Source organism: Kribbella sp. NBC_00482 (genome assembly GCF_036013725.1).
GTDB lineage: Bacteria > Actinomycetota > Actinomycetes > Propionibacteriales > Kribbellaceae > Kribbella.
Genome location: NZ_CP107881.1, coordinates 564737 through 586569, shown reverse-complemented (window position 1 = coordinate 586569; position 21833 = coordinate 564737). Strand labels below are relative to the sequence as shown.

Annotated in this window: 22 protein-coding genes; 11 read left to right on the top strand and 11 right to left on the bottom strand. The window is 69.2% G+C overall.

The window, feature by feature from the left end; genetic code table 11:
* Positions 1-11 precede the first annotated feature (11 nt).
* Together OHB24_RS02905 and OHB24_RS02900 are read right to left on the bottom strand one after the other, a co-directional pair.
* A complete protein-coding gene (locus OHB24_RS02905) occupies positions 12-1712 on the bottom strand; it encodes a hypothetical protein (RefSeq protein WP_327637358.1) in 1701 nt (566 codons plus the stop codon).
* 8 nt (positions 1713-1720) lie between these two features.
* A complete protein-coding gene (locus OHB24_RS02900) occupies positions 1721-2335 on the bottom strand; it encodes a hypothetical protein (protein WP_327637357.1) in 615 nt (204 codons plus the stop codon).
* A gap of 169 nt (positions 2336-2504) precedes the next feature.
* Between OHB24_RS02900 and OHB24_RS02895 the strand changes: the two genes are divergently transcribed.
* From OHB24_RS02895 to OHB24_RS02885, 3 genes are read left to right on the top strand one after another with little or no spacing between them, the layout of a single operon-like run.
* Complete coding sequence (locus OHB24_RS02895) at positions 2505-3659, top strand: cystathionine gamma-synthase (RefSeq protein WP_327637356.1); 1155 nt, start codon at positions 2505-2507, stop codon at positions 3657-3659.
* Positions 3656-5026, top strand: coding sequence for a glutamate mutase L (locus OHB24_RS02890; RefSeq protein WP_327637355.1), 1371 nt, complete (start codon positions 3656-3658; stop codon positions 5024-5026). Before OHB24_RS02895 ends, OHB24_RS02890 begins: the two co-directional genes overlap by 4 nt.
* A gap of 31 nt (positions 5027-5057) precedes the next feature.
* Complete coding sequence (locus OHB24_RS02885; protein ID WP_327637354.1) at positions 5058-6347, top strand: AI-2E family transporter; 1290 nt, start codon at positions 5058-5060, stop codon at positions 6345-6347.
* Between the two features lie 63 nt (positions 6348-6410).
* Here OHB24_RS02885 and OHB24_RS02880 read toward each other — a convergent pair whose 3' ends face one another.
* From OHB24_RS02880 to OHB24_RS02855, 6 genes are all read right to left on the bottom strand, one after another.
* Positions 6411-7493, bottom strand: a complete 1083-nt coding sequence (locus OHB24_RS02880; protein WP_327637353.1) for a hypothetical protein — start codon at positions 7491-7493, stop codon at positions 6411-6413.
* Between the two features lie 11 nt (positions 7494-7504).
* Complete coding sequence (locus OHB24_RS02875; RefSeq protein WP_327637352.1) at positions 7505-8086, bottom strand: hypothetical protein; 582 nt, start codon at positions 8084-8086, stop codon at positions 7505-7507.
* Between the two features lie 36 nt (positions 8087-8122).
* Positions 8123-8446: a hypothetical protein gene (locus OHB24_RS02870; protein WP_327637351.1), complete on the bottom strand. Its 324-nt coding sequence runs from the start codon at positions 8444-8446 to the stop codon at positions 8123-8125.
* Positions 8443-9036 (bottom strand): hypothetical protein, encoded by a 594-nt coding sequence (locus OHB24_RS02865; protein WP_327637350.1) that lies wholly within the window; start codon positions 9034-9036, stop codon positions 8443-8445. The genes OHB24_RS02870 and OHB24_RS02865 overlap by 4 nt, the downstream gene beginning before the upstream one ends.
* 178 nt (positions 9037-9214) lie before the next feature.
* Complete coding sequence (locus OHB24_RS02860) at positions 9215-10825, bottom strand: MDR family MFS transporter (RefSeq protein WP_327637349.1); 1611 nt, start codon at positions 10823-10825, stop codon at positions 9215-9217.
* Positions 10822-11424, bottom strand: coding sequence for a MarR family winged helix-turn-helix transcriptional regulator (locus tag OHB24_RS02855; protein WP_327637348.1), 603 nt, complete (start codon positions 11422-11424; stop codon positions 10822-10824). The genes OHB24_RS02860 and OHB24_RS02855 overlap by 4 nt, the downstream gene beginning before the upstream one ends.
* A 184-nt stretch (positions 11425-11608) precedes the next feature.
* Between OHB24_RS02855 and OHB24_RS02850 the strand changes: the two genes are divergently transcribed.
* The 8 genes from OHB24_RS02850 to OHB24_RS02815 all read left to right on the top strand — a co-directional run bounded on the left by OHB24_RS02850 (position 11609) and on the right by OHB24_RS02815 (position 18718).
* Positions 11609-12382, top strand: a complete 774-nt coding sequence (locus tag OHB24_RS02850; RefSeq protein WP_327637347.1) for a CPBP family intramembrane glutamic endopeptidase — start codon at positions 11609-11611, stop codon at positions 12380-12382.
* Positions 12379-13107: an SDR family oxidoreductase gene (locus OHB24_RS02845; protein WP_327637346.1), complete on the top strand. Its 729-nt coding sequence runs from the start codon at positions 12379-12381 to the stop codon at positions 13105-13107. Before OHB24_RS02850 ends, OHB24_RS02845 begins: the two co-directional genes overlap by 4 nt.
* Positions 13108-13155: 48 nt before the next feature.
* Positions 13156-14103 carry an ABC transporter ATP-binding protein gene (locus tag OHB24_RS02840; protein WP_327637345.1) on the top strand — a complete coding sequence of 316 codons (948 nt, stop codon included), beginning with the start codon at positions 13156-13158 and terminating at the stop codon, positions 14101-14103.
* The gene (locus tag OHB24_RS02835) at positions 14103-14885 is read left to right on the top strand and encodes an ABC transporter permease (RefSeq protein ID WP_327637344.1); all 783 of its coding nucleotides are present in this window, start codon (positions 14103-14105) and stop codon (positions 14883-14885) included. The genes OHB24_RS02840 and OHB24_RS02835 overlap by 1 nt, the downstream gene beginning before the upstream one ends.
* Positions 14885-15688, top strand: a complete 804-nt coding sequence (locus tag OHB24_RS02830; RefSeq protein ID WP_327637343.1) for an ABC transporter permease — start codon at positions 14885-14887, stop codon at positions 15686-15688. The genes OHB24_RS02835 and OHB24_RS02830 overlap by 1 nt, the downstream gene beginning before the upstream one ends.
* 38 nt (positions 15689-15726) lie before the next feature.
* A complete protein-coding gene (locus OHB24_RS02825; RefSeq protein ID WP_327637342.1) occupies positions 15727-16803 on the top strand; it encodes a hypothetical protein in 1077 nt (358 codons plus the stop codon).
* 56 nt (positions 16804-16859) lie between these two features.
* Entirely contained in the window at positions 16860-17903 is a 1044-nt protein-coding gene (locus OHB24_RS02820; protein WP_327637341.1) for a hypothetical protein, read from the top strand.
* Between the two features lie 68 nt (positions 17904-17971).
* Entirely contained in the window at positions 17972-18718 is a 747-nt protein-coding gene (locus OHB24_RS02815) for a hypothetical protein (RefSeq protein ID WP_327637340.1), read from the top strand.
* Positions 18719-19225: 507 nt separating this feature from the next.
* Here the strand turns inward: OHB24_RS02815 and OHB24_RS02810 are convergent.
* The 3 genes from OHB24_RS02810 to OHB24_RS02800 form a co-directional block, all read right to left on the bottom strand.
* Positions 19226-20431, bottom strand: a complete 1206-nt coding sequence (locus OHB24_RS02810; RefSeq protein WP_327637339.1) for a phosphotransferase family protein — start codon at positions 20429-20431, stop codon at positions 19226-19228.
* A 31-nt stretch (positions 20432-20462) separates the two neighbouring features.
* Positions 20463-21101, bottom strand: a complete 639-nt coding sequence (locus OHB24_RS02805) for an alpha/beta hydrolase (protein ID WP_327641008.1) — start codon at positions 21099-21101, stop codon at positions 20463-20465.
* Positions 21102-21371: 270 nt separating this feature from the next.
* A complete protein-coding gene (locus tag OHB24_RS02800) occupies positions 21372-21815 on the bottom strand; it encodes a MarR family winged helix-turn-helix transcriptional regulator (protein ID WP_327637338.1) in 444 nt (147 codons plus the stop codon).
* Positions 21816-21833: the final 18 nt, after the last annotated feature.

Genomic DNA, 21833 nt, shown 5'->3' with positions numbered 1-21833 from the left:
AGGTAGTCGGGTCAGCCACCCTCTCCTCGCCCGCCGGGGCCGCCCTTCCGGGTCGTCGGCGCCTGGCCGTTACGTTGCTGCCGCCTGTTGGCGTCGTCACCGCCGCCGGCCCTGACGGCCTCTCCGGTCTGCTGAGACGACACGCTGTTGAGCGGCGGATGGCCGTCGAACGTCAGCTTCCGCGCGAGCGCGGCGTCAGCTTCCGCCGACGTCTGCTGCCCCGACGCCGGCCCTTCCTGCCGCTGCGCATTGGCGACAGCCTGCCGAAGATCAGCCCCAGGCTGCTGCCCACTGACACCAGGCTGCTGCCCACTGACACCAGGCTGCTGCCCGTTGACACCAGGCTGCTGGCCGTCGACACCAGGCTGCTGGGCGTTGGGCCCGGGCTGCTGGGGGTCGGTGGTTGCTTGCTGAGGGTCGGCTGTTGGCTCTGGGGTGTCGGCTGCAGGCGCCTCCACCTCGCCGGTGGGCTGCTGGGCCCCTCGTGCCTCGTCGGTCCGGACGGACTCGCCCTGGGTTTCGGACGACACGGTCCAGTCCTCGGAGGGGTTCTGCCCCTCCGCACCTTCGACCTCCGGGCCGGCCTGAGGCGTCTGTGGTTCTCCGCCCTCACCGACCTGCGGTCCGTTGTCTTCCCCGACCTGGGCCTCGCCCGCCGGACGTTCACCGGTCTCGGACTGCTCACCCACAGCGCGAGGCTCACCCTCACCAACCTCGGCTTCACCCTCAGCGCGGGGCTCGCCAACCTCGGCCTCGCCCTCAGCGCGGGGCTCGCCAACCTCCGCCTCGCCCGTGGCGCGGGGCTCGCCGGTCTGGGCTTCGCCGTCTGTGCGGGCTTCGCCGAGCTCGGCTTCGCCTTCGGTGCGGCGTTCGTCCGGTTGCTGGTCGCCTGCCTCCAGCTGGTTGGCGCCTTCTCGTTGCTGACCGGGCTCCAGGGCCGGGTCCGCGGCGTTCTCCTGCTGGATCTGCTGGACGCGCGCCTCGAGCAGCGAACGCATCTCCGCCTGGAGGCGGTTGTTCTCCTCCATCAGCGTCAGCGTCTGCTGCTGAGCCTCCAGGATCGCCTGCTGCAGCGCCGCGATCCGCTGGCTCATCTGCTCGGACTGCTGCGGCGCCTGCCGGACCGCGTCCGGGGACTGGATGCCCTGTCCCTGCCGCCCAGCGCCGTTCTGCTGCCCCGGCACTCCCTGGAACCGGCCCTCCGGCCGGAACACCTGATCCATCCGGCTCGACGCCAGCGCCGCGAGGTCCGAGCTGTTCAGCGTCGATCGGCCGATCGCGACCTGCACCGCCGGATCCGTGCGTTTCACGTCCCGCGCCGCCTGCTTGAACGCGGACTTGAGCGCCTTCGTCCCTTGCCGCTGGTTTTTGTTCCACCGCGACAACGGGTTCTTCCGAGCGACCCAGCCGCTACTCGGCGCAGGCCCGGACTCCGCCAGGCGACCCTGCACCTCCTGGCCCAGATGCTGCGATACGCCCGCGTAGCGGTCCGGGCGGAACTGGGCGTCGACGTGCAGACTCGCGATCTGCTGCAGATCGGAGCGGGTCATGTTCGAGCGACCGATCCGCTCACGGACCGCTGGGTCCATGCGCTTCACGTCACGGGCGGCCTGCGAGTACGCCGCCTTCAGCGTCTTCCGGCCGCGCCATGCGGCATTCCACCGGGAGGCCCGTGCGCGGATCCCGCGCGGTTCCTGAGAGGGCTCACTCATCGGGTCTCCTAGTCGATGTACACGGCGTAGTTGACCCCGACCGACGTCGTCAGCGGGTCCTTGCTGGGCTTGGTGCTGTACAGGTGGATCTGGGCGCCCGGACGCAGCCAGACGGCCAGGTGCCGGCGGCCGGTCCCGGCGCCGGGCTCCCACTCGTCGGCGAACGTCGGACTGCCCTCGTCACCGACGTAGTCGGGCTGTCCCCAGTGCCTGGTCGCGAGCGCGAGGTGGTCCGGCCAGTGCGCGTCCAGCCCGGATTCGGCGGCGGCGACGTCGTCCGGACCGATCTCGTACGCCGACCAGCCGCTGTCCGGGCAGTCCGGGAACGCCAGGCCGTCGAACACGATCATCGTGGTGCCGCGGCGCGTGGTGAACCCCCACGAGACCATGTCGGGGCCGATCACCTCGCCGGCCTGCAGCGGCCACGGCTGCCACGAGGTCTGACCCATCACCCGGTGCACCAGGGCGCTCACAACCTCCGGCCCGGCCTCGTCGCCGTCTGGTCCCGCGATCACGGTCCAGTCCGGAATCTCGGCGAGATCCGCCATCGCCAGGTCGTCCTGGTCGAGCGGCCTGTCCTGCGTCTTCATCCGGCCCCGTCGTCCTTCCTTGCCCGGTTCCATGACCGCAACCCTTAATGACCCGATATAACCCCCTGTGCGCAACCGTAGGCGGCGCAATGGGTCATTCGCCAGCCAGTACGACGCGCGTGTGGACAACTCGGATCCTCCGGATCGTCTCAGGCCCGGACGTCGTGCGGGACGCGAGCAGACCAGGCCGTACGCTGGTCCGGTGAACACGGAACACCACTACGGCTTCGAAACGCTCGCGATCCACGCCGGGAACGAGCCTGACCCGACGACCGGTTCGGTCGTGCCGCCGATCTACGCGACCAGCACCTACAAGCAGGACGGCGTCGGCGGACTGCGCAACGGGTACGAGTACTCCCGCTCGGCGAACCCGACCCGGACGGCGCTGGAGGAGTGTCTGGCCGCGATCGAGGCCGGCACCCGCGGTTTCGCCTTCGCCAGCGGTCTGGCCGCCGAGGACACCCTGATCCGCTCGCTGTGCGTGCCGGGTGACCACGTGGTGTTCCCTGACGACGCGTACGGCGGCACGTTCCGCCTGTTCGCCCGCGTTCTCGGCACCTGGGGTGTGGACATGACGCCGGCCGCGGTCACGCACCCGGAGGCGATCCGGGCCGCGATCCAGCCGGGGAAGACGAAGGTCGTCTGGCTGGAGACCCCGACCAACCCGCTGCTGAACGTCGCGGACATCGCCATCGTCGCCCAGATCGCGCACGACGCCGGCGCCCTGCTGGTGGTCGACAACACGTTCGCCTCGCCGTACCTGCAGCAGCCGCTGGAGCTCGGCGCGGACGTGGTCGTGCACTCGACGACGAAGTACATGGGCGGGCACTCCGACGTGGTCGGCGGCGCGCTGATCGTGCGGGACGCCGAGCTGGCGGAGAAGATCGCCTTCCACCAGAACGCGATCGGCGCCGTCGCGGGGCCGTTCGACTCGTGGCTGGTGCTGCGCGGCATCAAGACGCTCGGCGTCCGGATGGACCGGCACAGCGACAACGCGGAGAAGGTCGTCGACTTCCTGCAGCGGCACCAGTCCGTCAGCCAGGTGCTGTACCCGGGCGTCGACGGGCACCCGGGTCACGAGACCGCCGCCAAGCAGATGAAGCGGTTCGGTGGGATCGTCAGCTTCCGCGTCACCGGCGGCGAGGCGCAGGCCCTCGACATCTGCAACAAGGCCGAGGTCTTCACGCTCGGGGAGTCCCTCGGCGGTGTCGAGTCCCTCATCGAGCACCCCGGCAAGATGACGCACGCCTCGGTCGCCGGCACCCCGCTGGAGGTCCCGGCGGACCTGATCCGGCTGAGCGTCGGCATCGAGACGATCGACGACCTCCTGCTCGACCTCGATCGCGCAATGGCGTGACCCTTGTAGTGGCGGTCGACTTCGGGTCGACCTTCACGAAGGCGGTTGCGGTGGATTCCGGCTCGGGCGAGCTCGTCGCCCGGGCCGAGCACCGTACGACGATCGACACCGACGTCCTGGACGGCTGGCAGGCGTGTCGCGCCGTACTCGAAGCTGCTGACCGCGGCATGCGGAACGCCGAGGTCATGGCCTGTTCGAGTGCGGGCGGCGGCCTGCGGATCGGTGTCGTGGGCAACGAGGAGCTCGTGACCGCGGAGGCGGGGAAGCGGGTCGCGTTGTCCAGCGGCGGGCGCGTCGTGGCGGTCGTCAGCGGCGGGCTGAACGCGACGAGCCAGAAGGAGCTGCGCAAGGACCGCCCGGACGTCGTCCTGCTGCTCGGCGGCACCGACGGCGGCAACTCGGCCGTACTGCTCAAGGCCGCCGAGACGCTGGCGAAGTACAAGTGGCGGAAACCGGTCGTTGTCGCGGGCAACATCGCTGCGCAGACGGAAATCACGGAAACACTGACCGCGGCGGACGTACCGCATGTGCTGGCGGAAAACGTCGTACCGGAGATCGGCGTGTTCGCGCCGGACAGTGCCCGGGCCGCGATCCGGGAGATGTTCCTGGCGCACGTGATCGGCGGGAAGAACCTGTCGCGCGACCCGTCCTTCGCACGGATGGTCCGCGCCGCGACGCCGGACGTCGTACTGCGGGGTGTCGAGGTGCTCGCCGCGTTGCACGGTGACGTGGCGGTCGTGGACATCGGCGGCGCCACCACCGACGTGCACTCGGTGATCGAGCTCGACCCCGAGGACGCGAACCTCGGCCGCGAAGTGGTCGCGCCCCATCCCGTGACCCGGACCGTCGAGGGCGATCTCGGGATGCGCTGGAGCGCCGTACCAGTGGTTGCCGCCGGCGCCGAGGCAGGGCTGATCGCGGACGCGGACGAGGTGCACGCGGCGGCCGAACGACGGCGTGCGGACCCGTCGTACCTTCCGGACAGTGGACGTGAGGCGTCGTACGACGAGACTCTGGCGAGCGTTGCCGCGACGGTCGCGCTGCGGCGGCACGCGGGCCGGCAGCGGATCGTGTTCGGGCCTGGTGGGCGGGTGATCGAGCGCTCCGGGAAGGACCTGCGCGAGGTCGATCTGCTGGTCGGATCCGGGGGAGTGCTGCGGCACAACCCGCCGGAGGTCGCGGCGCGGATCCTCGGTTCGATCGGGACCAACGCGCAGGAGGAGGGCTGGCTCGTTCCGCAGCACGCCGAGGTGTGCGTCGACGCGGACTACGTGCTCGCCGCGGTCGGCCTGCTCGCGGACGACGCCCCGAAGGCCGCCGAAGGCCTGGCCGCCCACATTCATGGAACGAGCCGCACCGGGCACTAGTCTCATCAGCACATCAGCTTGCGGAGGTGGGATGAGCGAGTCGGGGCGGGACGAGACCGGAGAGCACGACCAGCAGAGCCCGGTTGCGGACAACGAGGTGCTGGAGTCGTCCAGCGCGTCGGTCGCAGAGGTAACAGCCGAGCCGGTAGTCGACGCGGTCGAGGAGCCGGTGGCGGGTCGGTCGACGACGAAGGTGGACCACGGCGTGACGCCGGCGATGGAGATCGCCAGTGCGTGGGCCTGGCGTTTCCTGGTGGTCGTCGCGGCCATCGCCGTGATCGGCTACGGCATGCGGTACCTGTCCGAGGTCGTCGTACCGGTGACCGTCGGCGTACTCCTCACCGCACTCCTGATCCCCGTCACCACCGGCCTGCAGAAGCTCCGGCTGCCGCGCGGTCCCGCGGCCGGAATCACCGTGATCGCGACGATCGTGGTGGTCGCCGGACTGCTGACCGTGGTCGGGACGCAGATCGCCGGGCAGTTCGAGGACTTGTCCAACCAGGTCGGCGAAGGTGTGCAGAAGGTGCGCGACCTGGCCCGGATCAACTTCGGCCTCACCGACGCGGACATCACCAGCCTGTTCAAGCAGTTGCAGGAGCAGGTCACGTCCGGCGGCGCGCTCGGTCAGCAGGCGGCAGCGTTCGGTACGACGGCGACACACGCAGTGGCCGGCCTGTTCATCGCGCTGTTCTGCCTGTTCTTCTTCCTGTACCAGGGCGAGCAGATCTGGTCGTGGCTGGTCCGGCTGTTCCCGCGCCGGGCCCGCGACAAGGCCGACTCGTCGGGCCGGAAGGCGTGGGTCTCGCTGACCGCGTTCGTCCGCGCCACCGTGGTCGTCGCCGCGGTCGACGCGATCGGGATCTCGCTCGGCGCCGCGATCCTCGGCCTCCCGCTGGTCAGCGCGATCGGCATCCTGGTCTTCGTCGGCGCGTTCATCCCGGTGGTCGGCGCCCTGATCAGCGGCATTGTCGCCGTCCTCGTCGCGTTGGTTGCCAAGGGCCCTGTCATCGCGATCATCATGCTCGCCGTCGTGATCGGCGTACAGCAGCTGGAATCGCACGTCCTGCAGCCGTTCCTGCTCGGCCGCGCGGTCAGCGTGCACCCGCTGGCGATCATCCTCGCGATCGCCACCGGCGTGGTCATCGCCGGCATCGTCGGCGCTCTGGTCGCGGTCCCGACCGCCGCCGTCCTGAACGCCATCGTCAACCACCTGGCCGGCCACGACGTAGATCCCGAACCTCCCAGACCCCTGCCCAGACGCCGCCACCAACAACCGGCAACCGCGGCGGACACTACCGCCCAGGCCGCACCGACCGACTAGCCACAACGCAGCAGACGCCGCCGAGCCAGGCTCGGCGGCGTCTGCTGTGGGTCGGGTTGGGAGTCAGCCCTTGCCGATGCCCTTGTTCTCGTTGTTCTTCTGCAGGTTGACGGCGCCCTGCTCCGACGTCGTCGGCGTCTGGGCGCCCTGACCCTGGCTGACGGCCTGCCCGGCCGGGGCCATGCCGCTGAACGCCTGGGCCGCGGTCTGAGCGTCCTTCTGGGCCTGGAGCTGCTGGACCACGTTCTGGGCAGCTTCCAGCTTGGCATCCAGCGAAGGGCCGGTCATGATGCGGCTGTGCTGCTGGCTCAGCTGCGTCAGGTCCTTCGTCGTCACACCCTGCATGGTCGGGTCGAACTTCGCCATGGCGACGGTTGCGCGGGCACCTTCGGCGGCTCTCGTCACACGGCCCTTCTGGGCCTCCAGCCAGCGTCCCGCCCGGTCGCGCAGATCGCGTCCGGCGTCCATCGCCCGCCCGCCGAGCTCAGTGGCCCGGTCGACCTGCCGACCGCCGAACTCGGCGGCGCGGTCGACCTGCTGGCCGGCGAACTCGCGGCCGGTCTGGATGCCGCGGCCGGCCGCTTCGACGCCGGCCTGGTAGGCGCCGACGGCCTGCTGACCGAACTCGGTGGCCCGGTCGACCTGCCGGTCACGGAACGCGGCCGCGCGGTCGACCTGCTGACCGCCGAACGCGGCGGCCCGGTCGACCTGCTGACCGGCCCATTCACGACCGGCCTGGGCCTGCTGACCGGCCCACTCGCGCCCGGCCTGCAAGCCTTCACGACCGGCCTGGACCTGCTGGCCGCCCCATTCACGACCGGCCTGAACCTGCTGGCCGGCCCATTCGCGCCCGGCGGTCAGGTGCTGTCCGGCCTGGCTCTGCAGGCGCTGGGCCATGTCGCTCAGGCGCGTCGACTCCCGGTCGTAGATCGCGTGGACCCGGGCGGTGACGTTCGAGACCTTCTCGTTGATCTTGTCCTTGAGCGGCACCTTCTGGGCCTGCTTGATGAGTCGGTCGAATTCGTTCTTCTGCAACGCGGCGAGGGCGCCGAGGTTCTCCAGGTTCTGCTGAGGCTGGTTTGCCAGCCAGTCCAGAGTCTCGGTCCAGGTGCGTTGCGGCTGCGGGCCTTCGGTGGGCTGCGACATTTCTCGAACTCCTAGTCGATGTAGACCGCGTACGTGACGCCCACCGCTTCGGTCAGCGGATCCCGCGTCGGCTTGCTGCTGAACAGGTGGAACTGCGCGCCCGGGCGGACCCAGGCAGCCAGGTGGCGCTTGTCGGCGCCCGCGCCGGGTCGCCACTCGTCGACGAAGTGCGGGCTGCTGTCGTTGCCCACGTAGTCCGGCTCACCGAGGTGCTTGCGTGCCAGGTCGAGCATCTGCGGCCAGGCGTCGTCGAGTCCGGCCTCGGCCGCCGGGATGTCGTCGGGGCTGATCTCGTACGCCGACCAGCCGCTGTTGCGGGCGTCCGCGAACGCGAGCCCGGGGAAGACCACGATGGTGCTGCCGCGCTTGGTGGTGAATCCCCACGAAGCGAGCACGTCTTCGATCTGCTCGCCTGGCGAGAGCGGCCAGGGCTGCCAGTCGGTGACCGACGTGACCCTCTGCACGATCGCCTTGACCACCTCGGGACCGGTGTCGTCGTTGTCCGGTCCGGCGAGCGGTCGCCAGTCGGCGATCTCGGCGAAGTCGGCCATCGCTGCTGCGTCTTCGTCGAGTGGCCTGTCCTGGGTTTTCATTCCGGGCTTGTTCCTTCCGTCAGTGCTCGATCTGGTCTAGCGCTCGGGCGGCTTGTTGCCGGAGCCTTTGCCGTTGTTGCCGGTGCCCTTGCCATGCTCGAACCGGCTGGACTCGTTGCGTACGCCGGACGTGTCGCCGGTGCGTGCCTGGCCCGGAGCGACCGTGGGCATCGTTCCCGCCTGGAAGTTCCTGGTCAGGTCCGCGGGCAGGCCTGCCCGCCCGTCCGTGGCTGCGACGCGTTCATGCTTGAGCTCGGTGAGCCGCGCCTCCGAGACTCTGCCGGTGGTGCCCGGTTCCGACCTGTTGGTGAACAGATGGTCCCGCTGGCCCTCGCGGGTCCGGTTCTCTGCTGTTCTCATGTCCCCTCCTCGTTGAGGTAGACCGTGTAGTTGATTCCGACCGACACCGACAGTGGTCTCGCCGTCGGCTTGTTGCTGTACAGGTGGATCTCGGCGCCCGGGGGCGTCCAGACCGCCAGGTGGCGGCGGTCGATGCCCGCGCCCGGGGCCCAGTCGTCCTCGAAACCGGTCTTGCTCTCAACTCCGACGTACGAGGGCTGTCCCCAGTGCCGGCAGGCGAGGTCGAATTTCACGGGCCAGTGCTCGTCGAGCCCGGCGGCCGCGGCGTCGAGGTCCGTGCGCTCGATCGCGAACGCGACCCAGCCGCTGAACGGGCTGTGCGGCAGCACCTGGTCGTCGTACACCGCGAGCTCGGTGTTGCGGCGGGTCAGGAAGCCCCAGCCGTCGAGCTGGTCGTCGATCACCGTCCGGCGGTTGATCGGCCACGGCTTCCAGTTCGTCCCCGACTTCACGCGACGAATCAGGCGGCGAACCGGGAGCGGCCCGGTCTCGCCCGCCTGCGGGCCGGCAAGGCGCCGCCAGTCGCGGACCTCGGCGATGTCGGCCATCGCGCGGTCGTCGTCGTCCAGCGGCCGGTCAAGTGTCTTCATTCGTGCGGCAGTCCCTGTCGTCGCGGTACGTGTCGAAACTAAGTCCCCGGAGGGGTCAGGCGGCCGTCCTGCTCGTGGACAGCACAAAGAACAGCCGCCCTGGGAAGCTTCCCAGGGCGGCTGTCGGGTAGGTCAACCGATGTTCGGTCTCAGTTCGGTGACGCGACTCAGCGTCGCCTCAGTGCATGGCCGCGGCAGCCGAGGACTCGAGCGACTCCTCGCCCTCGGCCTTCGGGCCGTCGTTGCGGCCGGCCAGCTTCTGCTCCGGCGTGATGACCGCGAGGATCAGCGCGATCGCCAGGAACGGCAGGGAGACCAGGAACACGTCGCCCATCGCGTCGACCAGACCGTGCAGCGCCCAGCCCTTCATCGGCTCCTTCAGCCCGTGCAGGGCCTGGACGGAGTTCGCCGCCTTGGCCAGTCCGTCGACCATGCTCTGCGTGGCGTTCGGGACGATGTCGCCCAGGTGGTCCTTCAGCCGCGTGGTCAGTACGGCGCCGTAGACCGCCGTACCGATCGCGCCGCCCATGGAGCGGAAGAAGGTCATCGACGAGGTCGCGGTGCCCATGTGCTGCCGGGGCACGCTGTTCTGTGCCGCGGTGACGGTGATCTGCATCGACAGGCCCAGACCGGCGCCCATCACGAACATGTAGATCGCCAGCTGCCAGTACGGCGTGGCCATGCTCAGAGTGGACAGCAGCACCATCGCGGCGCCGACCATGACCGCGGAGATGATCGGGTAGATCTTGTACCGGCCGGTCTTGCTCATCAGCTGACCGCTGGGGATCGACGCGGAGAAGATACCGACGATCATCGGCAGCAGCGCCAGACCGGAACGGGTCGGTGACATGTCCTTGACGGCCTGCAGGTACAGCGGCAGGAAGATCAGCGCACCGAACATCGCGAAGCCGAGCAGGAACGCGAACCCGGCGTACCCGGAGAAGATCCGGCCCTTGAACAGGTCCATCGGGATGATCGGCTCCGACACCTTCAGCTCGACGAAGACGAAGGTGACGGCGAGTACGACGGCCGCGGCCAGCAGTGCGATGGTGGTCCCGTTGCCCCAGCCGTTGCTCGGACCGCTCCACGAGATCGCCAGCAGCAGCGTGGTGACCGCGCCGGTGATCACCGCGGCGCCGAGGTAGTCGATCTTGTGCGACCGCTTCACGTGCGGCAGCTTCAGGACGGCGGCGACGATGCCCAGCGCAACCAGACCGATCGGCAGGTTGATCCAGAAGATCCAGCGCCAGCCCGGACCGTCGGTCAGCAGGCCGCCGAGCAGCGGGCCGGCCACCGAGGACAGTCCGAAGACGGCACCGAAGTACCCCATGTACTTACCGCGCTCGCGCGGCGGGATGACATCGCCGATGGTGGCGAAGGCCAGCGACATCAGACCGCCGGCGCCGAGACCCTGGACGGCCCGGAAGCCGATCAGCATCTCGATGTTCTGTGCCAGCGCGGACAGCACCGAACCGGCCAGGAAGGTGACGATCGCCGCGATGAACAGCGGGCGGCGGCCGTAGAGGTCGGAAATCTTGCCCCACAGTGGAGTGGAGGCGGTCGAGGTCAGCAGGTACGCCGTGACCACCCAGGACAGCTTGTCCAGGCTGTTGAACTCGCTGACGATCTGCGGCAGCGCCGTACCCACGATGCTCTGGTCCAGGGCGGCGAGGAACATGCCGGCCATCAGTCCACCGAGGACGACCAGGATCTGCTTGTGGGACAGGTAGTTGGGACCACCGTCGGTTGGTGCAGCCCCGCCGGCGGTGGCGGGTTCTGTGGTGCTCATCTGGTGCTCTCCAGGTTGTTGTCGTTGTTCTCGCGGGCGGCAGGGTCGCTGCCGGGCGCGGAGTCTTTGTCGGTACGGCGCTGTGCCGCGGCGGACTGCAGTCGCGGAGCGACCGCGGCCCAGCCCTTGTCGGCCCAGGCGGCGCTGCTCGGTGCCTCGGTGTGGGCGGCGACGCCGTCCGCGAAGCGGGTCATCAGCCGCTCGAAGGTCTGCACGTCCTCCTCGGACCAGCCCTCCATGGCCGCGCCGAGCAGCTCCATCCGGTGCCGGGCACTGGCCTCCCACTGCTCGATGCCCTGCTCGGTGAGCTCGACGCGGAACGCGCGCCCGTCGTCCGGGTCGGGGGAGCGGCGGATCAGTCCGAGCTGCTCCAGGGACCGCACGTGGCGGCTCGCGGTGGAGGCGTCGAGCTCCAGCTTCCCGGCCAGGTCGGACAGCCGCAGGGCGCCGTTGCACCGCAGCGCGAACAGCACGACGTGCGCGCTGTGGTCGAGCGTGTCGCCGGGCTGCTTGGCCTTCAGGCGGCGCCCGATCCGGGTGAACGCGTGCATGACGCCCTCGATGGGGGTCTGTGGGGTGTACGCGTCGTTTACTTGCATGCTGCAAGCATATACATGCTTGCGTGATACACGCAAATGAGTTTCCAAGGTCTCCAAGTGAGCCGCCACTCATTTGCAATCCGTCGTCGGATGGTCACTGTCCGCAGTGGTAGTGCTGGCACCCCGGGCGAAGGTCGGTCCAGCACCCTCGTCGGTCCGCTGGTCCGGCCGGGAGGCTGGGGCGGTGATCAAGCGGCGGCTGTTGGAGTTCGGTGTCATCTGTCTCGTCCTGACCTGGGTGCCCTGGGGAGTCCTCGGCGTGCTCGGTGTGAATCCGGACGAAGGCGCAGGCAGTCTCGTGTTCGCGTTGGCGGCGTCGGGGCCGTCGCTGGCCGCGTTGGTGATGTGGCTGCGGTACCGGGAGCGGCGGCGCGTCGTCCGGTGGTCGCTGGTGTGGCCGGTCGCTGCCGTCGTACTCGGTGCGCTGCCGCCGCTCGTGGCGTCGGCGCTGATGGGGGACCTGCCGGCGTTGCCCGATCACGCCGCGTCGGTCATCTCTGGTGCTGGGGGAGTGCTCGGCGCTGCGGCGTACACCTTCCTGGCTGGGCCGGTGTCGGAGGAGTTCGGGTGGCGCGGGTACGTGCAGCCGCGGCTGCGTGGGTACTTCGGTCCGCTCGGGACGACCCTGGTGCTGGGAGCGGCATGGGGTGTGTGGCATCTGCCGCTGTACTTCCTGAACGGGACAGGTCAGCACGACGACGGGCTGTTCACACAGGAGGGGCTGACGTTCTTCCTGGAGCTGTTCCCGCTGACCTTCGTGATGCTGTTCGTCAGCGAGCGCCTGCGAGGTGGCGTGCCGGCGGCGATCCTGCTGCACGCGGCGTGGAACCTCACGGAGGAGCTGGTGCCTCCGCTCGGGCAGGGCGTCTGGGTGGAGTTTCTGGTCCTCACCGCGGTCGCAGCGGCGTTGGTGCCATCCTGGACGGCAGTCCGGCGAGATAGAAGGGTGGCGGCATGACGCGGGTTGCGGTGGTTACCGGTGGTGGGTCAGGGCTGGGGCGGGAGATGGCTCTGGCGTTGGCGGGGGCCGGGTTCCAGGTGTGGGTGACCGGGCGGACGGAGGACAAGCTGCGCGAGACGGTCGCGCTCGGCGAGGGCCGGGTCGATCTCGCCGTACTGGATGTGGCCGACGGGGAGGCGGTACGGCGGTTCTTCGGGGGGCTCGAGCGGGTCGACGTACTCGTGAACAACGCGGGCACCGGGTCCCCGGCCGCGGCGGTGCAGGACGTGCGGGAGGAGGACTGGCGGCAGGTGGTGGACACCAACCTGACCGGATCGTTCCTCTGCGCGCAGGCGGCGTACGACGTGATGCTGCGGCAGGACCCGAAGGGCGGGCGGATCATCAACAACGGGTCGATCTCGGCGCACGTACCGCGGCCGCAGGGGATCGCGTACACGGCTTCGAAGCACGCGATCAGTGGGCTGACGAAGGGCCTCGAACTCGAGGGGCGCGCGCACGGCATCACCGCCTGCCAGATCGACATCGGCAACGCCTCGACCGCGATGACCGCCCGCATGGAACAGGGCGTACTCCAGCCGGACGGCTCGATCGCGGTCGAGCCGACGTTCGACCCGAAGATCGTGGCCGACTTCGTGGTCCGGATCGCGGAACTACCGACGTCCGTCGCGATCCCGACCCTGACGGTCATGGCGGCCGGAATGCCCTATGTAGGAAGAGGCTGACGAGAAACGCGGAGGAAACTGTCTGACGGTGCGTCTAGTGTCAGGCAGGTGAGTGAGCAGCGGGAGTCACTGGTTCACGTCCGCGGGCTGCGCAAGTCGTACGGCGACTTCGAGGCGGTTCGGGGCATCGACCTGGACGTGTGGCGGGGTGAGGCCTTCGGGTTCCTCGGGCCGAACGGCGCGGGCAAGTCGTCGACGATGCGGATGATCGGCGCGGTCTCACCGATCAGCGGCGGCACACTCAAGATCCTCGGCCTGGACCCGGCCGCCGACGGGCCCTCGATCCGCGCGCGGCTCGGCGTCTGCCCGCAGGACGACACCCTCGACACCGAGCTCACCGTCCGGGAGAACCTGACGATCTACGGGCGGTACTTCGGCCTCAGCCGGGCCGAGTGCCGCGAGCGCGCGGACGAACTGCTCGAGTTCGTGGCGCTGACCGAGAAGGCCAAGGTCAAGGTCGACGAGCTGTCCGGCGGGATGAAGCGCCGGCTGACGATCGCGCGCTCACTGGTCAGCAAACCCGACCTGCTGCTGCTCGACGAGCCGACCACCGGACTCGACCCGCAGGCCCGGCATCTGTTGTGGGACAAGCTGTTCCGGCTCAAACAGGCCGGCGTCACACTGATCATCACCACGCACTACATGGACGAGGCCGAGCAGTTGTGCGACCGGCTGGTGGTGATGGACGGCGGCCTGATCGCGGCCGAGGGATCCCCGGCCGAACTGATCCGCGACTACTCGACGCGTGAGGTGACCGAGCTGCGGTTCGGTCCGGACGTGATGCTCGCCGACCACGACGCACTGGCCGGCAAGGTCGAGGACCTCGCCCAGCGCATCGAAGTACTGCCGGACCGGCTGCTGCTCTACACCGACGACGGCGAGCGCGCGGTCGCCGCCGTCCACGAGCGCGGCCTGGAACCGGCCGCCGTGCTGGTCCGCCGCTCCACGCTCGAGGACGTGTTCTTGAGATTGACCGGCCGGACGTTGGTCGACTGATGGCGCTTGCGATGGAGAACGGTCGCCGGATGTTCGACTACTGGCTGACCGTCTACAAGCGGACCTGGAAGGGCACGATGATCAGCAGCTTCCTGCTGCCGATGCTCTACCTGGCCGCGATGGGGATCGGGCTCGGGTCGTTCGTGGACAGCAACGGGACCGGCGCGCTCGGCGGCGTCAACTATCTGCAGTTCATCGCGCCGGGGCTGCTGGCGTCCACCGCGATGCAGATCGCGGTCGGCGAGGCGACGTACCCGGTGATGAGCGGGCTGAAGTGGCAGAAGTTCTACCACTCGATGATCGCGACGCCGCTGCGGCCGGCGGACGTGGTCTACGGGCAGCTCGCGTTCATCGCGTTCCGGGTGTTCACCTCGTGCGCGGTGTTCCTGGTGATCATCGCGTTGTTCGGCGGGCTGAAGTCGCCGCTCGGCGTGCTCGGGTTGCCGGTCGCGCTGCTCGTCGGGATGGCGGTCGCCGGCCCGATCGCGGCGTACGCGACGATCCTCGACAACGACTCCGGGTTCGCGATGGTCTTCCGGTTCGGTGTGGTGCCGGCGTTCCTGTTCTCCGGGGCGTTCTTCCCGGTCTCGCAGCTGCCGGACTGGATCGAGTGGCTGGCGTACGTGAGTCCGCTGTGGCACGCGGTCGACCTGTCCCGCAACCTCAGCCTCGGCACGGTGAACCCGTTGCTGGCCCTCGGCAACCTCGCCTACCTGCTCGCGTGGTTCCTCGTCGGCACCCGCCTCGCCGTCCGCGGCTTCACCAAGAAGCTGATCGGCTGATGGCGACCATTGCGGCCCGGGTCGTCCCGGTTCCGGTGCGGCTCGGTGGCGGGCGGCACATCGTCGAGCGGAACTTCCTGCTCTACCGGCGGTCGTGGGTGGTGTTCCTGTCCGGCTTCTTCGAGCCGGTGTTCTACCTGCTCTCGATCGGCATCGGCGTCGCCCACCTGGTCGGCGACTTCACCCTGTCCGACGGCACGAAGATCGCGTACGCCGCGTTCGTCGCGCCGGCGATGCTCGCCAGTTCCGCGATGAACGGTGCGATCTTCGACTCGACGTACAACATCTTCTTCCGGATGAAGTACGCCAAGCTCTACGACTCGATGCTCGCGACGCCGCTGCGGCCGTGGGACGTCGCGACCGGCGAGGTCACCTGGGCGCTGCTGCGCGGTGGCATCTACTCGGCGATGTTCATCGTCGTGATGCTGATCATGGGGCTGATCTCGTCCTGGTGGGCGCTGCTGGCGCTGCCCGCCGCGGTGCTGATCGGGTTCGCGTTCGCGGGCGCCGGGATGGCGCTGACCACGTTCATGCGCAGCTGGCAGGACTTCGAGTTCGTGCAACTGGCGATCATGCCGATGTTCCTGTTCTCGGCCACGTTCTACCCGGTCGAGACGTACCCGGGCGCGATCCGCTGGCTGGTCGAGATCACCCCGCTCTACCAGGGCGTCGTGCTCGAACGTGCCTTCAGCACCGGCAACGTCGGCTGGTTCCTCGTGGTCCACGCCCTCTACCTGGCCGCCATGGGCACCCTCGGCATGTACGTCGCTTCTCGCCGCCTCGGCAAACTCCTCCTGAAGTAGGCGGAACCGCGACACCCCGAACCCCCGTCGGAGCTGGCATGACCGATATGTCCTTCCGCGATCTCGTGCGGGCGCCGAAAGTCGAGTTGCCCGGTGGGTCAGCGCGGTGGGTCGAAAAGTCGTTGCGGGTGCTCATCGATCATTTCGGCAGCGACCCGTTGCGGGAGCCGGCCGTCGTACCGGGGGAGTTCGTGCCGGACGGGTACGACGGGTCGGAGGCGGCTGCCCGCGACGTCTGCCTGAAGGTGAGCGAGCGGATGGGCATCCCGTCCGAGCGGATCCGGTTCAGCTTCCAGCTGGAGAAGATCGTCGAGGCCGGTCAGTTGCTCGGCGCCACGATCGTCGACGCGTACGTCGCGCAGACCCATCCCGCGCTCCGCGGCGCGGCACCGGAGGACATCGCCGCCGTACGGAAGTACTCGCGGCTGCTCGGCACCACGTCCGACGAACGGTTGGAAGAACTGCTGGAGGACGACGGGCTGCTGCCCGAGATCCAGCGGTTCGCCTTCCTCGACTTCCTCACCGAGCTGGTCCGCTGCCGGGAGATCGCGGCCGAGCCGGACCCCGCGCGACAGGCCGAGCTCGAGCAGCAGCCGGATCGTCCGGACCCGGGGGTTTCCGCACGCGAGTCGTCGGCGGCAGGGCGCTGGACGGACCTGACCTACTGCCTTCCCGGTGTCGAGCTGCTGCCCGGCTACACCGCGGTGATGCTCGGCTCCGACATCCTCACCGACCCGACCGAGCTGATGGCGGCGGCATCGCACGAACTCGGCCACCAGGTCCTCCTGTCCTCCGACGTGCCCGGCGGCGCAGGTCCGCTCCGCGAGCCGCTGACCGACCTGTACGCCGTACTGCACGGATTCGGGATCGCCCACGCCAACGCCGCCCTCGACGAGACAACGCTCGGCACGCCGACCGTGGAAACCTTCGGCTACCTCGGGGAGCGAGCCGTCGCCGAAGCGCTCGCCGGCTACCGATTCCGGCAACACCAGCTGGTGCGCGACGGGCCGCTTCTGCCGGAGTGGCATCAGGCTCTCGATCCGGAGCCGCGGGCCCGTTTCGTGGCCCGCCTCAACGACCTCGCCGGCGGTCCGCCGACCGTGTTGGGTTGGTGATCCAGCCGCAACATTGCTGATGGAACGAGCGTTCGGGCGACCGCGTCAGTTCGGGTATGAATCTGATCGGTGCCTGGCGCCGCCGGCAACGACATCGAGAGCTGCTGTACGGACCGAAGGTCCTGCTGCCCGGTGGGCCGGAGCAGTGGATCGAGGACTCCCTGGACTGGCTGATCGGCCGGTTCGGGGTCGAGCCGCTTCGCCGGCGGCCGGTGCTGCCCAGCGAGTTCGTGCCCGCCGGGTACGACGGCTCCGAGCACGCGGCGCGCGAACTCTGTCTGCAGGCGTGCGCGTGGATGGAGGTACCCGACGACCGGATCCGGTTCAGCTTCCGGATGGAAGAGGTCCGCGCCGCCGCCCGCAGCGCGGCCGTGCACCGGCTGAACGCCGAGCAGAGCAGCGACCTGATCGCGATCTCGGGGCTGCGGGCAACGATGACGTCGGCCGAGGTGGACGCGCTGGCCGCTGCCGGGTTCGCGCCCGAGATCGGCGTACTCGCGGAGCGCGAGCTGCAGGCCGAGGTGAAACGCAGTACGGCGATCCTCCAGGAGACCGACCTGGACCGCCGGGCCGAGCTCTGCCGACGGGCCGAGGCGATCTGGTCCACGCCGGCCGGCAGCGGATCACGCGCGGCCTGGCTGGACCTGCGGACCGGCGGCGTCGAGGGGACCGCGGTGATGCTGTCGGCAACCACTCTGGCCGACCCGGCCGCGGTGGTTGCCGCCACCGCCCATGAACTGGGGCACGAGGTGCTCTGGGGCTACCACCTGATCGACCGGAGCCGTGCGGACGCCGAGGCGCTGACCGACCTGTTCGCGGTGTTCCACGGGTTCGGGATCTTCCTCGCCAATCAGGCGGTCGAGCGGGTCCCCGGACGGCGTTCGGCGCTGCAGACGCTCGGGTACCTGGGGGAGCGCGGTGCCTCCGACGCGCTGGCGGCGTACTGCTTCCGCCGGCACCTGCTGTTTCCGGAGTCGATCCTCCCGGTGATGCCGACCGAGGTCGACCGGGCAGTCCGGATCCGGACCTTCGCCCGGCTCGCGTCGCTGGTGAAGGACGCCGAGATCGCGTCGATCCAGGAAGGCGCACCGCTGACCTGATGTCAATGTCCGGTGACGCTACGGAACCGAGAGGTTTGCCGCGGCGTCGGACAGGCATGATCCGGCGGGTGAGGAATCCGATCGGAATGATCCGCCGAAGTCAGCAGCTGCGCTCCCAGCTGAAGGCGCCCCGCGAACGGTTGCCGGGCGGCAGCCGGCGCTGGATCCGTACGTCGATGGACTGGCTGGTCAGCGAGTTCGGCCGGGACATCCTGCTCCGCCCGATCGCGGTGCCGGCCGACCTGATCCCGGACGGGTACGACGGAAGCCTGGCCGCCGCGACCGAGCTGTGCGGCCGGGTCGACAACCGGATGGATCTCCGGCCCGGCCAGTGCGGGCTGAGCTTCGAGCTGAACGGCGTACGACGTTCGGTGAACAGCATGGTGGTGAAGGAACAGTCCGGGCGCTGGATCCGCGGGAACGGCAGCAACGAGATCCAGCTCGCGCCGGCGTTGACGGCCGATCCGGTCGCGCTGATCGCGATCTACGCCCATGAGGTCGGCCACGAGCTGCTGCTCGGCAACGGCCGGATCTCGCTCGCGCGCCGGCCCGACCACGAGCCGCTCACCGACCTGATCACGGTGTTCTACGGACTCGGGATCTTCACCGCGAACGCGGCGTACGAGCGTCGCCCGCGGCCGAACGGGCGCGGCAAGCAGCCGCTGGCGCGCGGGTACCTCCGCGAGGCCGCGCTGTCCGAAGCGCTCGCCCACTACGCGAAACTCCGCGGCGAGCGGCACCCGGAATGGGACCGCTACCTCGACCCACCCGTCCGCCGCGGCCTCCACAACCAACTAGCAATCCTGCACCGCTAACCGGTCATGGCTGGCGAACGGACCGCAGAAAGCCCACGCGCGCTACGCAGGCCCGTTGGGCTCCGATCCAACGTCCGCCTCGAATTGTCGGAGCGTGTCTCCGGGTCGGCTGGTGATGAATGGGTGCCCGTGCGCTCTCGGTCCGATGTGTGGGTGATCGTTGCCCCCCACCAGGGGGCTCACCTCGCGAGACGGAGGTCAGTCCTGCCCGATCCGACCGAAACCTCAAGTGCGGGGAAACAAGTTTGCATATCGCGACGATTTCTCTCCCCGCGACGACAGCTCACTCGGGCGAGTCGTGGGTCGAGGCTGGATGTCACCGCCAAGCCCCACGACTCGACGGACACCAGTCTCCGCGCCACGTTCGCTCCAGGGACCGCCGGATCGATCGGCCCAACTCACCCCTTCGCTGGCTCTGCTCATCTTCGTGCACCCACCAACCAGTTTCGAGCCGCCGAGATGGCTGGTGGGTGCTCAAGGATGACCAGGCACGGCGGCGCTGGACCGTTAGGGCGCTAGCAGTTTATGGAGCCAGAACGTGCCGCCGCGGAGCATGGAGGTCTTGCTCGGGCCGGTCAGGTGGTCGACGAGGTGTAGGTAGGTGATCGTTTGGTAGAGGGCGCCGAGTTCTTCGGCGAGCGTCAGGGCACGGCGCAGGTCGGGCGGGGCGGCGTACTCCTCCCACTCGTGCAGATACGCAGCCAGCACGCGTGGGTCGCTCGACAGCGGCGACTGCTTCTCCATGAAGGTCACGAGGTCCAGGAACGGGTGCGCGAGCGCTGCGTCGGTCCAGTCGAAGGCAAACACCTGACCGTCGCGGACCGCCAGGTTTCGCGGGTGCAGATCGCCGTGCAGCAACGTCTCCGGTACGCCGATGTTCGCCAGCTCGACGATTGCCTCGCGCAACTGTTTCGCGCGCTCCGGCAACCGCGACTGCTCGGCCGGGTCGAGCTGTGCCGTCAGCGAGTTCGGTTCGAGCAGGCGATCCAGGTCCGCGTCGAGGACGGCGAGCCGCCGGTCGGCGCAGCTGTACTCCAGCAACCGCTCAGGTTCCGTCACGTAGCTGCGCTGCAACCGGGCATGGTTGCGCACGGCATCGATCCACACCGCGACGTCGCTCTCGCCCTCCAACGGCGAGCCGAGGTCGGGCAGCAGCATCCACGCCCGCTGCTCGTCGATCGCCAACGGCGTCGGCACCTCGCCGGGACGGTCGGTGGAGGCGCGCTGCAGGAACAGCGGCTCGTTCGCGAACAGGAAGGGCAGCGCGTCCGGCTCGGTCGACGCCTGCGAGAGCGCCTTGAAATACACGTCGCCGTCGGCGGTCGGGATGCGCAGGACGTTCGACAGGCCCCACGACTTCACCTGCGACCACGGGCCGGTCGCCTTCAGACGCTCGGCGATCCACTGCGGCGCTTCGCCGTACCACTCCGGACGTGTCCAGCCGGGCAGGTCGGACGAGCTGACGGGGTGGTCGTGGACCCAGCGCGCGCCGGCCGGCGGTTCGCCGCTCGGGAGCATCAGGTAGGTGAGCGGATCCGCGGACAGACACGTGAGTACGACGGCCTCGATGCCGTGCTCGTCCCGCAGCGCTTGCAGGACCGACTCGACATCCGGGAACCAGAAGCCGTCCGATTGCTCGACCTGGGGGAGCCCTGACGGCAGCATCAGGACCGCCTGGTCGGACGGACGCGCTACAACAGCCGTTACCTTCACCTGCTGAGCGTATGTATCCGGTGCAACTGTTTTAACCGGCCAGCGGACGTACATAGGTCAGCAGACTGACCAGGAACTTGCCCGGCTCCTCCCAAGGCGCCAGGTGTGCCGAGTGCTCGAACCAGACGGCCTGCTTGTACGGCGCTTCGACCGCTTCGATCCACTCCGCCGGAGGCTGTGCCGGCGTCGTGTAGTCGTGCCGCCCGAGGAACATCAGCACCGGGATCGGGAACTCCGTCACCCCCGTGTAGTCGACGGCCAGCATCTCGTCGAGGACCCGGCCCAGCGTGAACTCGTTGCCCTCGCCAATGGTTTCGGTCTCCTCGACCGTGTACTCCGGCGACAACTCGGGCGCCCCGAAGAAGTACTGGGAGTCGTCGCGGTACGCCGACAGCCCGCCGCGGTACTGCGCCCACTGACGGGCGACGATGAGCCGCTCGCGGGTGACCGGCTCGTCACCCGGGTACGGCGCGATCGACGCGAGCTGCTCGAGCGCCTCGGTGTGGTTGTGTTCGCGCGCCTGGTCGAGCGCGTACTCGAAGCACAGCCGCTCGTTGGCCCGGGCGTCGACGACCTGTCCGACCCCGACGTACGCGTGGAACAGGTCGGGCCGGTCGAGCGCGGCCTGGGTGGCGATGATGGTGCCCCAGCTGTGGCCGATCAGAATCAGCTTCTCGACGCCGTACCGCTCCCGGACCTGCTCGGCGAGCTCGATCGCGTCGGCGACGTACTACGCGATCGTGAGCGTGTCCGCGATGGATTCGGGCTCGATCGTGCGCAGGGTGCGGCCGGCGCCCCGCTGGTCGTAGGTGACGACCGTGAAGTACTCCTCGATCGGCCGCTGGAACTGCCAGGCCGTCGGCGCGAGCGGAGACGCCGGTCCGCCGTGCACGAACAGGATCACGGGGTTGGCGCGGTCCTGGCCGCGGGCGTATACGCCTCAGGCATCCACGGAGGATACGGGTTCGCAGGTCTTCACCAGGGGTGCGTGCAGGCGCTGGGACAGCACCTGGCGCTGGGTCGGCTGGGCCTCGGTCTGGCGGCGTAGGCCTTCGTCGGTCAGCCGGACGTTCACGGCGCGACGGTCCTCGGGGCACATGTGCCGCTCGACCAGGCCCGCGACCTCCAGGCGGCCGATCACGCGGGACAGCGCGCTCTGGCTCAGATGCACGGACTTGGCGATCGTCGCCACCTTCGCAGACTGCTCCGGCAGCTCCGCGAGCCGCTCGAGCACCTCGTACTCACTCATCCCGAGTGCATGACCGGCCTGCAGCGCCCGGTCGAGGGCGCAGGTCAGATCCGCGTGGCGAGCCAGCAGCTCGCGCCATTCGCGCACATCGGCGCTGGTCTCACCAGGTCCAGCGCTGACCTTCGTCACGGTCATGTCGGCGACCATAGCATG

Bases quoted from the DNA above. Each gene is read 5' to 3' on its own strand.
- OHB24_RS02905 (WP_327637358.1), bottom strand. From the start codon at position 1,712: ATGAGTGAGCCCTCTCAGGAACCGCGCGGGATCCGCGCACGGGCCTCC.
- OHB24_RS02900 (WP_327637357.1), bottom strand. From the start codon at position 2,335: ATGGAACCGGGCAAGGAAGGACGACGGGGCCGGATGAAGACGCAGGAC.
- OHB24_RS02885 (WP_327637354.1), top strand. From the start codon at position 5,058: ATGAGCGAGTCGGGGCGGGACGAGACCGGAGAGCACGACCAGCAGAGC.
- OHB24_RS02880 (WP_327637353.1), bottom strand. From the start codon at position 7,493: ATGTCGCAGCCCACCGAAGGCCCGCAGCCGCAACGCACCTGGACCGAG.
- OHB24_RS02875 (WP_327637352.1), bottom strand. From the start codon at position 8,086: ATGAAAACCCAGGACAGGCCACTCGACGAAGACGCAGCAGCGATGGCC.
- OHB24_RS02870 (WP_327637351.1), bottom strand. From the start codon at position 8,446: ATGAGAACAGCAGAGAACCGGACCCGCGAGGGCCAGCGGGACCATCTG.
- OHB24_RS02865 (WP_327637350.1), bottom strand. From the start codon at position 9,036: ATGAAGACACTTGACCGGCCGCTGGACGACGACGACCGCGCGATGGCC.
- OHB24_RS02860 (WP_327637349.1), bottom strand. From the start codon at position 10,825: ATGAGCACCACAGAACCCGCCACCGCCGGCGGGGCTGCACCAACCGAC.
- OHB24_RS02855 (WP_327637348.1), bottom strand. From the start codon at position 11,424: ATGCAAGTAAACGACGCGTACACCCCACAGACCCCCATCGAGGGCGTC.
- OHB24_RS02845 (WP_327637346.1), top strand. From the start codon at position 12,379: ATGACGCGGGTTGCGGTGGTTACCGGTGGTGGGTCAGGGCTGGGGCGG.
- OHB24_RS02835 (WP_327637344.1), top strand. From the start codon at position 14,103: ATGGCGCTTGCGATGGAGAACGGTCGCCGGATGTTCGACTACTGGCTG.
- OHB24_RS02830 (WP_327637343.1), top strand. From the start codon at position 14,885: ATGGCGACCATTGCGGCCCGGGTCGTCCCGGTTCCGGTGCGGCTCGGT.
- OHB24_RS02825 (WP_327637342.1), top strand. From the start codon at position 15,727: ATGACCGATATGTCCTTCCGCGATCTCGTGCGGGCGCCGAAAGTCGAG.
- OHB24_RS02820 (WP_327637341.1), top strand. From the start codon at position 16,860: ATGAATCTGATCGGTGCCTGGCGCCGCCGGCAACGACATCGAGAGCTG.
- OHB24_RS02800 (WP_327637338.1), bottom strand. From the start codon at position 21,815: ATGACCGTGACGAAGGTCAGCGCTGGACCTGGTGAGACCAGCGCCGAT.